The 14,540-nt window shown below is 57.2% G+C and carries 9 protein-coding genes; all 9 read left to right on the forward strand.

The window, feature by feature from the left end; all coding sequences use genetic code 11:
- The first annotated feature begins 22 nt into the window (after positions 1–22).
- A complete protein-coding gene (gene tssC, locus HBO11_RS05170; protein WP_169956514.1) occupies positions 23–1,561 on the forward strand; it encodes a type VI secretion system contractile sheath large subunit in 1,539 nt (512 codons plus the stop codon).
- 23 nt (positions 1,562–1,584) lie between these two features.
- A complete protein-coding gene (gene tssK / locus HBO11_RS05175) occupies positions 1,585–2,940 on the forward strand; it encodes a type VI secretion system baseplate subunit TssK (protein WP_169956512.1) in 1,356 nt (451 codons plus the stop codon).
- Positions 2,937–3,620 (forward strand): type VI secretion system protein TssL, short form, encoded by a 684-nt coding sequence (gene tssL, locus HBO11_RS05180; RefSeq protein ID WP_169956510.1) that lies wholly within the window; start codon positions 2,937–2,939, stop codon positions 3,618–3,620. Before tssK ends, tssL begins: the two co-directional genes overlap by 4 nt.
- 7 nt (positions 3,621–3,627) lie before the next feature.
- Complete coding sequence (locus tag HBO11_RS05185) at positions 3,628–5,346, forward strand: OmpA family protein (RefSeq protein ID WP_170058841.1); 1,719 nt, start codon at positions 3,628–3,630, stop codon at positions 5,344–5,346.
- A 23-nt stretch (positions 5,347–5,369) separates the two neighbouring features.
- Positions 5,370–5,861 carry an Hcp family type VI secretion system effector gene (locus HBO11_RS05190; RefSeq protein ID WP_065952232.1) on the forward strand — a complete coding sequence of 164 codons (492 nt, stop codon included), beginning with the start codon at positions 5,370–5,372 and terminating at the stop codon, positions 5,859–5,861.
- A 155-nt stretch (positions 5,862–6,016) separates the two neighbouring features.
- Complete coding sequence (gene tssH, locus HBO11_RS05195) at positions 6,017–8,686, forward strand: type VI secretion system ATPase TssH (protein WP_170058842.1); 2,670 nt, start codon at positions 6,017–6,019, stop codon at positions 8,684–8,686.
- A gap of 2 nt (positions 8,687–8,688) precedes the next feature.
- Positions 8,689–11,067 (forward strand): type VI secretion system Vgr family protein, encoded by a 2,379-nt coding sequence (gene vgrG / locus HBO11_RS05200; protein WP_170058843.1) that lies wholly within the window; start codon positions 8,689–8,691, stop codon positions 11,065–11,067.
- A 30-nt stretch (positions 11,068–11,097) separates the two neighbouring features.
- The gene (locus HBO11_RS05205; RefSeq protein WP_170058844.1) at positions 11,098–13,881 is read left to right on the forward strand and encodes a hypothetical protein; all 2,784 of its coding nucleotides are present in this window, start codon (positions 11,098–11,100) and stop codon (positions 13,879–13,881) included.
- The gene (locus tag HBO11_RS05210) at positions 13,865–14,524 is read left to right on the forward strand and encodes a hypothetical protein (RefSeq protein WP_169952882.1); all 660 of its coding nucleotides are present in this window, start codon (positions 13,865–13,867) and stop codon (positions 14,522–14,524) included. Before HBO11_RS05205 ends, HBO11_RS05210 begins: the two co-directional genes overlap by 17 nt.
- The last annotated feature ends 16 nt before the right edge of the window (positions 14,525–14,540 follow it).

Consider the following 14,540-nt stretch of genomic DNA (forward strand, 5'->3'; position numbering starts at 1 on the left):
AGTTTTAAAAGGAAGTTCCATCATGCCTGCAGAAAATTCCAGCGTGCAATCGCACGGCGCTACAGTATTGTCTGAACATAACAGTGGTGTTTATGCCACCTTGTTTAACAAGATCAACTTAAGCCCAGTTACTGAGTTGGGAGGTATCGAAGTTTTCCAGAATTCTGAGGCGCTGTCTGAGGTCTCGGCTGATGAGCGGGTAACGGCCGCCGTGAATGTCTTTTTAAAGTTGATTAAGCAATCTACACAAAAAGTCGAGCGGCTGGACAAGATTCTGCTGGACGAGCACATCGCTTTGCTGGATATGCAGATCAGTCGCCAACTTGACGTGGTCATGCACCATCCTGACTTTCAACGCGTTGAGTCAACGTGGCGTGGCGTGAAATCGCTGATCGACCAGACAGACTTCCGTCAGAACGTTCGTATAGAACTGTTGGATATTAGCAAGGATCACCTGGTGCAGGATTTCGAGGATGCTCCGGAAATCGCCCAGAGTGGTTTGTATCTGCATACTTATACTCAGGAATATGATACCCCGGGGGGTGAGCCGATTGCCTCGGCCATCTCCAACTACGAATTCGACCGCAGTCCTCAGGACATTGCCTTGTTGCGCAATATTTCAAAAGTAGCCGCCGCTGCGCATATGCCGTTTGTGGGTTCCGTAGGCCCGGCCTTCTTTGGCAAAGATTCTATGGAAGAGGTCGCCGCGATAAAAGACATCGGCAACTACTTTGACCGTGCCGAATACATCAAGTGGAAGGCATTGCGTGACAGTGATGATGCACGCTATATCGGCTTGGTCATGCCACGCGTTCTGGGTCGGCTGCCCTATGGGCCCGACACCGTTCCCGTACGCAGCTTCAATTACATCGAAAGCGTAAAAGGGCCAGATCACGACAAGTACCTGTGGACCAATGCGTCGTTTGCCTTTGCCGCCAACATGGTCAAGAGCTTCGTCACCAACGGCTGGTGCGTGCAGATTCGTGGGCCGCAATCGGGCGGTGCCGTCACTGAGTTGCCGATCCACCTCTACGACTTGGGCACTGGCAATCAGGTCAAGATCCCTTCCGAAGTGATGATCCCGGAAACGCGCGAGTTTGAATTTGCCAATCTCGGTTTCATCCCACTTTCGTACTACAAGAACCGCGACTATGCGTGCTTCTTCTCGGCTAATTCTGCGCAAAAGCCCGCGTTGTACGACACGGCCGACGCCACCGCCAACAGCCGCATCAACGCGCGCCTGCCTTACATCTTCCTGCTGTCTCGCATAGCCCACTACCTGAAGCTGATCCAGCGCGAAAACATCGGCACCACCAAGGATCGTCGCCTGCTGGAGCTTGAGCTGAACAAATGGATCGGCGGGCTGGTGACTGAAATGACTGATCCGGGCGATGACCTGCAAGCCTCGCACCCGCTGCGGGATGCGAAGGTGACGGTTGAAGACATTGAGGATAACCCCGGCTTCTTCCGTATCAAGTTGTACGCCGTGCCGCACTTCCAAGTCGAGGGCATGGACGTGAATCTGTCGCTGGTTTCGCAGATGCCCAAGGCCAAAGCCTGATTCAGTCGTAGGGAAACGATGCCATGAAGATCGATCGCCCTCTATGGGCCGCCGGGGCGTTGCTGTGTCCGCAGCAATTCCAGCAGCAGGCGCGCTGGGAGGCTTGGACTAACGAGCGGTTCGCTCAACTGACCCTGGCGCACCCTTGGGGTGTCCAGGCCGTTGAGTTTGACCCGCAGGCTTTGCGACTGGGCAAACTCAAGGCGACTCGACTGCGCGTGCGAATGCCGGATGGTACGTGGATTGACACTGAGCAGGTGGACCGCCTGCCTCTTGCCTTGGAGCTGGCGCAGTTACTGGCTGACGATGATCAGGAAGCGTTGTTGCATTTGGCCTTGCCGCTGGAGCAGGCCAACGGCAACAACTGCTTGTTTGAGGGTGGCAGAGTTGATCGACCGATGCGCTATCGCCAGTCGTGGCGCGAGGTGCAGGACATTTATGCCGACGAGGTGCAGTCGATCAGTGTGCTGGAGCACGCGCTTAGCCTGCGTCTGCACAGTGACGACAACGCTGATTACCTGACGTGCCCGGTCGCGCGTCTGGTGCGTGATGGGCAGGGCGCCTGGAGCCTGGATCCTGCCTATGTGCCGCCGCTATTGAGCTTCGCTGCCCATGCAGGGTTGTTGAACCAGTTGGACAACCTGTTGACGCAGCTATCGGCCAAGCGGCAACGGCTTATGGGCATGCGCCGGGAAAGCAACCAGCGCATGGCCGACTTTGCTGTGGCTGATGTATCGCTGTTCTGGTTGCTCAATGCCTTGAATACCTATCAGCCGGTATTGGCGGATCTTCAGGCATTTCCCGCACGGCACCCCGAGCAGGTCTATCAGCAGGTGATAAAGCTGGCCGGCAGTCTGCTGACGTTCTCATTGGAGCACGATATCGACAAGATTCCAGCTTACCGGCACGAGTCTTTGGAGACGGTGTTCCCACCATTGATGCACACCATTTCCCTGTTGCTTGAAGCCAGCCTGCCGTCGCGGGTCATTGCTTTGGAGCTGGAGGAGCATGGCGCCAATCGCTGGCAGGTCACGTTGAACGACCCTCGGCTGCGCGAGCGTGATGGTGCTGATTTCTATCTGTCGGTGCGCTGCCGACTACCGGCGGCGCAGCTGCAGGACCAGTTCCCACGTCTGTGCAAGATCGGTACGCCGGACGAGGTCAATTACCTGGTCAACGCGGCGCTCGACGGTATTCCGCTGCAATCCCTCAGCCATGTACCGGCGGCGATTCCATTGCGTCTGGAAAACCAGTATTTCGCGCTGGACCTTGATCATTCAAAGGGGCAGGCGGTGCTGGACGAAGGGGTATGCGCTTTCTATGTGCCAAGCACCTTGGCCGACGTGAAACTTGAACTGTTTGCGGTGCTGCGCTCATGAACCTGACGGCTTCCAAAGAACACACAGCAGTGGCTGTGGATATCGATGCGCTGTTGCAGGACACCTACCTGTTGGTGGTCGAGTTGCGCCAAGGCGCCTCCATGCCGCGCAGCCAGGACCTGTCGCAACTTTGTGTTGAGCAGGTTGAACACGTTCGGCAGCAGTTGAAACTGGCGGGCCTGAGCCAACGCAGCATAGACCACATCAGTCATGCTCAGTGCGCGTTGCTGGATGAAACCGTGCTCACTTGCGCCGAAGGTGACGCGCACGCCTCCTGGGCCAGCGAACCGTTGCAGACCAAGTTCTTTAATCGCCATCAGGCGGGCGAGTTTCTGTACGAGGACATGCGCGACGTCTTGCGCGAGCCTGCGCCCGATCGGCAGGTGCTGACGGCCTTTCAACGGGTACTGATGTTGGGGTTTCGTGGGCGCTATCGTGATCTGAGTGATCCCGAGCGTGAGCAGTTATTGGTTGATCTCAGTGCACGGATCACTCCACTTCGGGTCAGTCAAAGCCTGATAACCCAGGCGAACGGCATTGAGCTGATCGCAGGCCTGGCTTGGCTGCGCTCACCTCTGGTCCATGTAGTGGCCGTGGGGATGTTGCTTGCGGCCACATGGTGGGGAATGGATCACCTATTGAGCGGCGCAATTGCCTCGCTCTTGCCTGATCAGGCGTGAGGGCCAGATGACCTTCAACCTGTATCGAATACTTTACCTGTGGGCAGGGGCACTGGTCCTGGCTTTGCTGGCCATCATTCCGCTCGCGATATGGGTACGTGCCCTCGGCGTGTTGATAGCCGTGTGTTGTGTTGCGTGGGCCTGGGTATCGCTGCGTCACCGTGTCGAACGGCAGCGCGGGTCGGTACGCCTGGCCGATAACATGGCCCTGCCTGCGGCGTCGTTCCGTCACCCCGTCGTGCTGGTTTGCGGTGATGGCCTGGAGGGCCTATTCGGCATTGTTCCAGCCGAGCATTTGGCCCTGCGTGTCACCGAGCAAGGTTGCTATGTGCGCGTGCCCAGCCTGAAGCAGCTGCCGGTCGTCACCGATAGCGTCCTGGCCTTGCGCCCAGGCTGGGGAGGGCAACTTGGCGTGATGTTCACCGTCAACCCCGGCGCCCATAGCGATGACGCCGTACTCGCCGGTCAAGTGCGTGCCTTCAATCACCAGGTGGCCTTGGCACGCAAGCGCGGCATTGCGCTGCCGCTGTTGCTGGTGAGCTACCTGCAAACCTTGCAGGGCGAGGAGCCTTGGTTCAGTTGGAACAACGGCCAGGCCGAGGCCCGTGTGCGTGATGCGGGGGCCTGCGTCAGTTTGGATGAGTGGCAGCAGCAAATCACTGGCTCGTCCATACAGGCGGCTCGGATGCACGCGAGTGTGCAGCTGAACAGCGTTGTGGCCTGGCTGCATGACGCCGTGCTGCCACACCTCGGCACTCGCAGCTCTCCAGGTTTGGCAACTATCTGCGCAGTCAAGTTGGTGCCGGCATTGCCTTATGCCGTGAAAGGGAGCCTGTGGCAGCAATGGTTACGCAGCAAAGTGGCGCTGATTGACAACAGGCCGGTGGTGACGGATGCGGTCTTGCCGTTCCCGGACGCGTTGCTCAGCCTGTTCCCGCTCGGTCCGCTGCGCTCCCCGGTACATCGCGCAAGCATTGCAGCAGTGTGGTTATTCGCCGTCGCAGGTGTAGTCGCACTCGCAAGCTCAGCGTGGCAGAACACCTTGTTGGTGCGTCAGGTCAGTGACGATCTACGGCGTTATGCGGCCATTCCACAGCCGACTCAGCGTGAGCAGCGCGGGTTTCTTTGGCGTGAAGACGCGGTAACCGTCCTTCGCCAGGATGCCCAGCGCCTGGACGCTTACTACCGGCACGGCGTGCCCTTGGCATTCGGCCTGGGCCTGTACCGCGGCGAACGCCTGCGCGCCCCGTTGCTGGCAGTGCTGGCCGCGCATGTTGAGCCACCGTCGACCACACCGCCCACGCGAATTGCCAACCCCGTACGGCTGGACAGCCTGTCGCTATTCGCTACCGGCAGTGCCCAGCTCAAGCCGGATTCGACCAAAGTCCTAATCAATGCGCTGGTCGGCATCAAGGCGCAGCCAGGCTGGCTGATCGTGATCGCCGGGCATACCGACGCTACCGGCGACTCACATAACAACCTTCGGCTATCTCACGCCCGTGCCGCCGCCGTGCATGCCTGGATGCAGCAGATGGGCGGCATGCCCGACAGCTGTTTTGCGGTGCAGGGCTTCGGCGCCAGCCAGCCGATCGCCAGTAACGACACCGAAGCGGGGCGTGCAGCCAATCGCCGCGTAGATATCCGTCTGGTACCGGAGGCAGGGGCGTGTGTGCTCTCTACCGCGGAGCCGGACAGGCAACCCTCTGTCGTATCCCGCGACAGTTAAATTTCCAAGAAAAGGAGCTTCACATGGCAATTCCCGTTTACCTCTGGCTGCAAGACGACGGCGGCGCAAGCATCAAAGGTTCGGTGGACGTGCAAAAGCGCGAAGGCAGCATCGAAGTGGTTGCCCAGGACCACAGCCTGTACATCCCCACCGACAACAACACCGGCAAGTTGACCGGGACGCGCGTACATACCCCGTTTCTGTTTTCCAAGGAAATCGATTCGTCCAGCCCTTACCTTTACAAGGCCGTGACCACCGGGCAAACCCTCAAGAGTGCTGAGTTCAAGTGGTATCGCATCGACGACGCCGGGGAAGAAGTCGAGTATTTCATCACCAAACTGGAAAACGTCAAGGTGGTGAAAGTCGCACCGAAAATGCACGACGTCAAAGACCCAGCCAAAGAGAAGCACAACCACCTGGAGCAGGTCGAGTTGCGTTACGAAAAGGTCACCTGGACCTACAAGGACGGCAACATCATCCACTCCGATTCGTGGAACGAACGCCAAAGCGCGTGATAAGCACGGAGCCGCAGGCGTGCTTTCGCCTGCTGGCTGCCGGTGTGCTGGGTTGAGCGTCCGTTCGCGGGCGTTCAGCCAAACACATCGAGTTGCACAACCCCGGCTGGTTTTATCGACGACACACCCTGATCCCCGCACAAGGATGTAACCGTATGGCACCCAATTCCACTCGCTTGCTTCGCCGCCTCAACCCCTACTGCGCCCAGGCATTGAGTGCAGCGGCCTCGCTGTGCCAAAACCGTGCGCACGCACAGATCACCATTGAACACTGGCTGCTCAAGTTGCTGGGGCAGGGAGACGGTGACCTGACCGTGATCGCGCGTCGTTACGAATGGAATATGGAGACGCTGTGGTACGGGCTGCTTGAACACATTGATCAACTACCTCGCAGCGTGCAGAGCAAGCCGCAACTGTCGGAGCCATTGCAGCAACTGATCAAAAACGCCTGGTTGCGGGCCTCGCTGGACGACAACAACGACAGCTTGCGTTCCGTACACCTGCTGAGCGCGTTGATGGAAACGCCCAGCTTGTTGGTGTGTGAAGCCGCATGGCCACTGCTCAGCCTCAGTGAGGCTCAGTTGCAGCGCCTCTTGGTGCTGTTGGATCAATCGTCCGAGGAACGCCCTGAAGTGCAGGGGGCAGTCGAGCCAAGCGATCCCGAAACGTCTTCAGGTGAGCTCGCCATACTCCCACCCAGCGCAACGAAAAAAGTGGAGGCGTTGCAGGCGGTGCTGGACAGGTTCACCCACGACCTCACTGCCAAGGCAGCGCAAGGGCAGATCGACCCGGTGTTTGGCCGTGACGACGAAATCCGCCAGGTCATCGACATCCTCAGCCGCCGTCGCAAGAACAACCCGATTCTGGTGGGCGAGCCCGGTGTCGGCAAGACCGCACTGGTCGAAGGCCTGGCGTTGAGCATCGCCCACGGTATGGTGCCCGACAGTCTCAAATCAGTCAGTGTGCGCACCCTTGACCTTGGCTTATTGCAAGCTGGCGCAGGCGTCAAAGGCGAGTTTGAACAACGGCTGAAAAACGTGATCGACGCGGTGCAACAGTCTGAAGAACCGGTGCTGTTGTTCATTGACGAAGCCCATACCCTGATCGGTGCCGGCAACCAGGCTGGCGGCGCCGACGCGGCCAACCTGCTCAAGCCCGCCTTGGCCCGAGGTGAGTTGCGCACCATCGCTGCGACCACCTGGAGCGAGTACAAACAGTACTTCGAGCGCGATGCGGCCTTGGAAAGGCGCTTTCAGATGGTCAAGGTCGATGAGCCGGATGATGCCAACGCCAGCCTGATGTTGCGTGGCCTCAAAGGGCGCTACGCCACTCATCATGGCGTGCACATTCAGGATGCGGCCGTGCAGGCTGCGGTCAGCCTGTCGCGCCGCTACCTCACCGGTCGCCAGTTGCCCGATAAAGCGGTCGACCTGCTGGACACCGCCAGCGCCCGAGTGCGCATGAGCCTGGACTGCGAACCGCAGGCGTTGATCCGCCTGAGTGCCCGGCAAGTGGCCTTGGAGCTGGAGGGCCAGGCGCTGGAACAGGATCAGCGCCTTGGCGGGCATGGTGCCAATGAACGCCTGGCGGTGATTGCCGCCCAACACGCCGAGCTGCAACGCCAATACATCGACCTGGAGCAGCAATATCGGCAAGAACTTGACCTGACCCAGCAACTGATCGATGCGCGTCAAGAGCAGCCGTTGCAGCTAGAGACCTGCGCGGAGCTGCAACGACAGTTGAGCGATGTCCAGGGCAATCAACCTCTGCTGTCTCTGGACGTCGACGCACGTAGCGTAGCGGAAGTCATTGCGGATTGGACCGGGGTGCCGCTGGCCAGTTTGCTCAAGGACGAACAGGCGAACCTGCTGATGCTGGAGCAGCAACTGGGCGAGCGTGTCATCGGGCAAGCACTGGCCTTGAGCGCTATGGCCCAGCGCTTGCGCGCGGCCAAAACTGGCCTCACCGATGACAAGGCGCCGCTGGGCGTGTTCCTGCTGGTCGGCACCAGCGGCGTGGGCAAAACCGAAACCGCCCAGGCCCTGGCCGACAGCCTGTTCGGCGGCGAAAAATCACTGATCACCCTCAACTTTTCCGAATACCAGGAAGCCCACACCGTCAGCCAACTCAAGGGCTCACCGCCCGGCTACGTCGGTTATGGTCAGGGCGGTGTGCTTACCGAAGCCGTGCGCCAACGGCCCTACAGCGTCGTGCTGCTCGACGAGGTGGAAAAGGCCCATCGCGACGTGCTCAATCTGTTCTACCAGGTCTTTGATCGCGGCTTCATGCGCGATGGCGAAGGGCGCGAGATCGACTTTCGCAACACCGTCATCCTCATGACCTCCAACCTCGGCAGCGACCTGCTGCAAACCTGTGTGCAGGAACAACCTGACGCACCGGACAGCGTGCTGCATGAACTGCTGCGTCCTATCCTGAGTGAGCACTTCCAACCCGCGTTGCTGGCACGCTTTCAAACCCTGATCTATCGCCCGCTGCAGGCCGATGCACTCAAGCGCATCGTGGCGATCAAGCTGGCCCAGGTCGCCAAGCGCCTGCAGCGCCATTACGGCCTGGACTGTCAGATTGACGACGCCCTGAATGACGCGCTGGTTGCCGCCTGCCTGCTGCCCGATTCAGGCGCACGCAACATCGACAGCCTGCTCAACGAGCAAATCCTGCCGGTGCTTAGCCAGCAATTGCTGGAGCGCCGCGCGGCGCAGCAACGTACCCACGGCGTGCGCCTCGGCTATAGCGACGACGAAGGCATCAGCCTGCAATTCACCGATGTTCAAGACACGGCTCAGCCCGTTGCGCTGGAGGTGTGAGCATGCTTGATGGATTGCAAAACTTCTTCGACCATAGCCGGCATACGCTGAGTGTGCGCAACGTTGAGGCCAGGCTCGATGTTCTGGCCTTTGAAGGTCAAGAACACCTGAGCCAACCTTTCACCTATCGCGTGGAATTCACCAGCACCGAGCGTGACCTGGCTGCGGAAAGTATGCTCGGCCAGGACGCCAGCTTCAGCCTGCACGCCGCACCGCAAAAGCTGCCGGTCGCCGGGTTCAGCGCGCCAGAGGTCAAACCGCTGCGCACCCTGCAGGGTGTGGTCACCGGCTTCAAGCGTCAGTCCGGCTCCAATGACCAGGCCACCTATGCGATCACCCTGCAGCCACGCCTGGCCCTGCTCGGTCGTGGCCGGCAGTTTCGCATCTACCAGCACCAATCGGTGCCGGAGATCGTCGAAAGCATCTTGCGTAACCGCCACGGCTTGGAAGGTCAGGACTTTCTGTTCATCCTCAAACGCGACTACCCCAAGCGCGAACAGGTCATGCAATACGGTGAAAGCGACCTGGTCTTTATTGCCCGCCTGCTGGCCGAGGTCGGCATCTGGTACCGCTTCACCAGCGACGAGCGTTTGGGCATCGATGTGGTCGAGTTTCGCGACGATCAACGCCACTATCAGTTCGACATCGAGCTGCCCCTTCGCCCGCAATCCGGGCTGGGCAGCAGCGGCCAGGATGCGGTGTGGCAACTGCAATCGAGCCACGAAGTGGTCGAGCAGCAGGTGCATTTCCGGGCTTACCATCACCGCGATGCCGGCGCCCACCTGAGCGGCGAAATCGACCAGAGCCGGGGCGCGACTACCACCTATGGCGAGGCCTACCACTACGCTGAACCCTACCGCGTACTCGGCGATGCGCAGTCCCAGGACGAAGACCTGGAAGGCGAAAGCGGCTACTTCTATGCGCGTCTGCGTCACGAACGTTACCTGAATGGGCAGACCCAACTCAGCGGCATCAGCAGCAGCGCCACCTTGGCGCCGGGCCAGGTGCTCAAGGTCTCCGGCGGTGCGCCTCAGGCCTTCACGCCGGGTGCGGTGATCATCGGCCTGACTACCAAGGCCTCCCGCGACAGCAGCTTTGAGGCCATCTTCCAGGCCATGCCCTATTCAGAAACGGTGTGCTTTCGTCCAGAACTGAAGGAAAAACCGCAAATCGCGGGCACTGTCCCGGCCCGCATCACCAGCCCACAGGCCAACGACCCCTACGCCCATATCGACCTGGAAGGGCGCTACCGGGTGAACTTCCTGTTCGATCGCGACAGCTGGAAGGCTGGTGAGGAAAGCGTCTGGCTACGCCTGGCCCGGCCCTACGCCGGCGACACCCATGGCCTGCATTTACCGCTGATTGCAGGCACCGAAGTGGCGGTGGCCTTCGAGCAAGGCGACCCGGACCGGCCCTACATCGCCCATGCCCTGCACGACAGCCAGCATGTGGACCACGTTACCCTGCGCAACGACAAGCGCAACGTGTTGCGCACCCCGGCCAACAACAAACTGCGCATGGACGACACCCGCGGGCAGGAGCACCTCAAACTCAGCACCGAACACAGCGGCAAGAGCCAGCTCAACCTTGGCCATCTGGTGGATGCCGAGCGCCAGCCTCGCGGGGAGGGCGCGGAACTGCGCACCGATGGGCATGCCGCGATCCGTGGCGGCAAAGGCCTGTTTATCAGTGCCGACGCCCAGCGCCGCGCGCAGGGGCCAATGCTGGAGATGAACGCCGCCGTGGGCCGATTGCAGCAGGCCGGTGAGCAGTTGCAGGCGCTCTCGGTGGATGCCGAAGCCAGCCATGCCGATCCGGCGGATGTGCAGGCGCAACTGAATCTGCTGCAGAAAGACCTGGAACAGCTCAAATCGGCGGTACTGCTGCTCAGCGCCCCACAGGGCATCGCACTGACCAGCGGCCAGCATCTGCAACTAGCCGCTGAGCACAACCTGATGTTGAACGCCGGCGGGCAAGCCGATATCAGCGTGGTCAAGCGCCTGTTCATGGGTGTGGGACAGGGGCTAAGCGTGTTCGTGCGCAAGCTGGGCATCAAGCTGATTGCCAACCAAGGGCCGGTGAGCATCCAGGCACAGAACGACAAACTGGAGTTGATCGCACGCCATGGGCTGGAGATCAGCAGTACAGAGGACGAGATCCGCATTACGGCCAAGAAGAAAATCATCCTTAATGCGGGTGGCAGCTACATCACCTTGGACCCGTTCAGCATCGAGTCGGGCACCGAAGGGGATTACATCGTCAAGTCGGCGAGCTACGAGTACGTAGTGGGGGCTGCCAAACAAGTAGCGCAGATGCCACAACTTCCCCCGGTGACTGAGTATGACGCTGACTCTTTGAGTTCGACGGTTTTCTCGGGATGACTTCTTTTCGTGACCAGGAGGGAGCGCACCATGGTTGATGGTGTTTTCAAACGGCTTGCCAATATATTTAGCCCCAGTGATTCGAAATCGGAGGGTTCGCAGGAGCCGCTCTATTTGACGCCGGATGGAAAGCGGCTCCGAAATATGGGGCCAGTGACTGCCAAGTTGCGACCTGAGGCAATAAAAAATTGGAGCCACCCGTTCAAGGAAAAGAGCAATCCGCTAGAGCAACTAACGCAGCTGGCCAATGCAGCGTCGGGTTCATACCCGCTGGGAGTGGGCGGTCTTTGGCATGGCGGTGTGCATTTTGACAGCGGTACGTTGAGCAGTTTAGATAAAGCCAGTGTGCACTGTATCGCCGACGGTGAGGTGGTGGCCTACTGTATTGATCGGAACTCAGCAAAAACAGTTTATGTCGTCAATAAACTGCATTTGATGAAGCCTTACTCTCGTAACTTTGTACTCGTCCGTCACCGACTTGAGCCACCTGCGATTGAGGGAGAGACGGAGTCTCCTCCTCGCAGTCTATTTTTCTACAGTTTGTACATGCACTTGCAAGACGGGGCGACCTACGAAGGTGATTTAACCATTGACCGACCCTCCTTTTGGCCGGAGAGTAAAATTTGTTTCGTTCCGGAGACCGCGAAAGATGTAAGTACCGGAACTCCCGAACAGTATGGACTTAATGTTCGTCATCGAGCGCACCAAGGCAAAGTGCTCGGTTTTCTGCCGAGGGGAGCGCAGGTAACGATCAGCGGCGAGGGGGATTTTCGTAAACTGGGAAAGTTTTTGGGGCCAAGTCACCTGCTGAACAAGGATGGCTCGTTGCTTGGGTACATTGACTTCGACCGTCTGGAGTCGGTTGAGGGGGGAGAGTATCGCCTCAATAATCAGTTGAACGTCCATGTCGACGCGACACCTAAAAGTAAAACCATTGGCCAAAAGCTGCCAGCCGGAACTCAAGTCAAGGTCAGTGGTGAAGGTGAATTTCGAAAGTTGGAGCATGTCACTCAATACGTCTATTTCAAGTCGCTACAAAGTCTGCGTACGCCCCGATATGACTGCGTGAATGTGCTTGACGAGCCGATCCCGATCAAGGCCGGAGAACTAATCGGTCACATCGGGTGGTACCAGGACTATGCCGCTGATAAACCGGAAAAGAAGCTGCATCTCGAGGTTTTTAGCGAAGAGGATGTAGATCAATTCATTAGGGAGTGCCGCGAGTGGGCACCGAAGTTACCCGCCACGAGTAAGACTTGGTTGAAGTTGGTCAAGGGAACACCCGTGGTGGCCCATCAAGACCATTTCAGCACCAAGCAACTACCCACCTTAAGTACGGCCGACGCAGTAAGCGGTGGGGATTTATTGATTCCAAAAAGCCTACTTGATAGCTTGCCTACTGCAGAAAAAATTACAGTACCTGCAACGGAAGGGTGCAAGGCTTACAACTGGTATCGTCTTAATCAGCTTCTCAACGATACGGACAACAAGCTATTGAACGGCTGGGTGCGCGAGGAGGTGGGCGTTACCCCATGGGTCAGTCCATGGGAATGGCATGGCTATGCTGTCATCACGGACTATACCTCTGTTCCTGCCTTTATGGCGGCGTTCCTTCGATCACTTAAGCGTTTCACGGATCAGCAACTCCAACGCTATGGCGCGTTAGCTGATGCAGGGGACTCAGGGCAGATGAAGGAGCGGCTGTACGACATCATTGATCGTGATGGCAATAAGAAAATGACCGCCGAGGAAATACAAGCGGCAATTCAAATACCTGCTCACGCCCAGTCGATCTCGCGGTTAATTATCTGTTGCGAGAGCGAGTGGTATTACAAACCGCAAAAGTGGGATGGATTAGATGAGATGTTTGGTCATGGTGGCTCGACTCCCCATATTAATTGGTTGGCGGAGAAGGAGCGGATCAAACAGCTTAGTTGGTGGGATGAAGTGGCGGAGAAAGTTGGTTTGCCGGCTGATGGGAAGGTCTATCACTTGCACCCGATAGGTTTGATGGGGAGTTTTTACAACAGTTCCCCATGCATGCCTCTACGTGAGGCTATCGAGTTGGCGCTTAAAGTTAGCGGGGGATATGAGGGGCGTAGTGCGCTTGATTATCATGCGTTGGCAGATGATTTTGATAAGCAGGGGACATCATTTGGTCTGATTCAGTGGAATTTTGGACAAGGGACTCTTGGGCCGGTATTGCTTAAAATGCTCAGAAAAGATGGTGCTAAATTTGCTGATTGTTTTCCGGATGGAACGAATTACGAAACATTAAAAACCGCTATAGTGAATTCGGACAAGGAAGCTCAGTTGTCATGGGTAAGGAATATTCTTCGGACTAATAAGGCTGGCTGGAAGCAGTTATTTTTATCCTTGGGGGATGTTCCTGATTTTCAAGAGGTTCAGCTGCGTGCTGCTGCTGAGTATCACTCTAATGTGCTGGGTTGCATTAAGGAAATGCGACGCTTGTCTCCCGTGATCATGACTTCTGTTGATGTGATGTCTTATGTTGCTTTGTATGACTTATGTGTTCAGCAAGGTGGGTTTGATAAGGGGGATACACTTTCGAATATCGGCGTACGGGTGAAGGCTGAGAATCCTGGGACTCAAGAGGAGTTACTTCGGATATGCGTTCAAGAAAGAGCGAAGAGTGCGTCTAGTCGTTGGAAGGCAGATGCAATGAGTCGAAGGATGGGGATTATCGAAGGGTATCCGTATTTAGCTAGTGTTGGTGAGTATTCGACCAGGCGAGATAATAAAAATTTTCATCTTGTAGCAGATATAAGAGGAAGGCATGTCTGTGATATATAACGCTTTAGGGTTGATTGTATCTTCTGTGCTTTTCGGGACGGTGCCATTGGCAGTGTGGGCGCAGGAGCCTCATGTTTTAGATATTGAGGGTGAGGCTGTTTGTAATTTTTCAGGTGAGTGCTCTATGGATGTCGGCAGTGAAGGGAAGAATATCTTAGCGGCATGCGAGGCTCCGCGAGCATCCATATCTTGGAATCGCAAGGAAAAAGGTGTGTTTCTAATCGCGTGCGACTGTAAGTGTACTTCTCATGATAATACCGGTTGGTTGATTGGCGGGGCATCCGTGACCGGCGAGCGTGAAATCCAAAGGTTGTATCTTGGGAAGGAATTCACCGTAGAGGCATTGGGGAAAGATCCATCCAGTATTTTTGACATAATGGCTTCGCATCCTTTGTGTGAGAAAGTTGATGTTGTTAAATTGCGTGAAAGTGTATTTGTAACATTGCTAAAGCAGCCTACAAACAACCAGTCCGCCCCATATTGTTTTTTGCCCGCCTATATCATGAATTATAGGGGTTCTATGAAAATAAAAACGAATGATGTTGGAAGTCAATTCGGTAAACTTCTTCGCGTGGAAGATCTGGATTCAATTTCGCGCTCTGAGCTTCTGGAGTTCGTGGATGGGATCTGGATTAGTAAATAAATTTGTTTGGCTGATT

The sequence above is a fragment of the Pseudomonas sp. WS 5010 genome (genome assembly GCF_012985565.1).
Lineage (GTDB): Bacteria > Pseudomonadota > Gammaproteobacteria > Pseudomonadales > Pseudomonadaceae > Aquipseudomonas.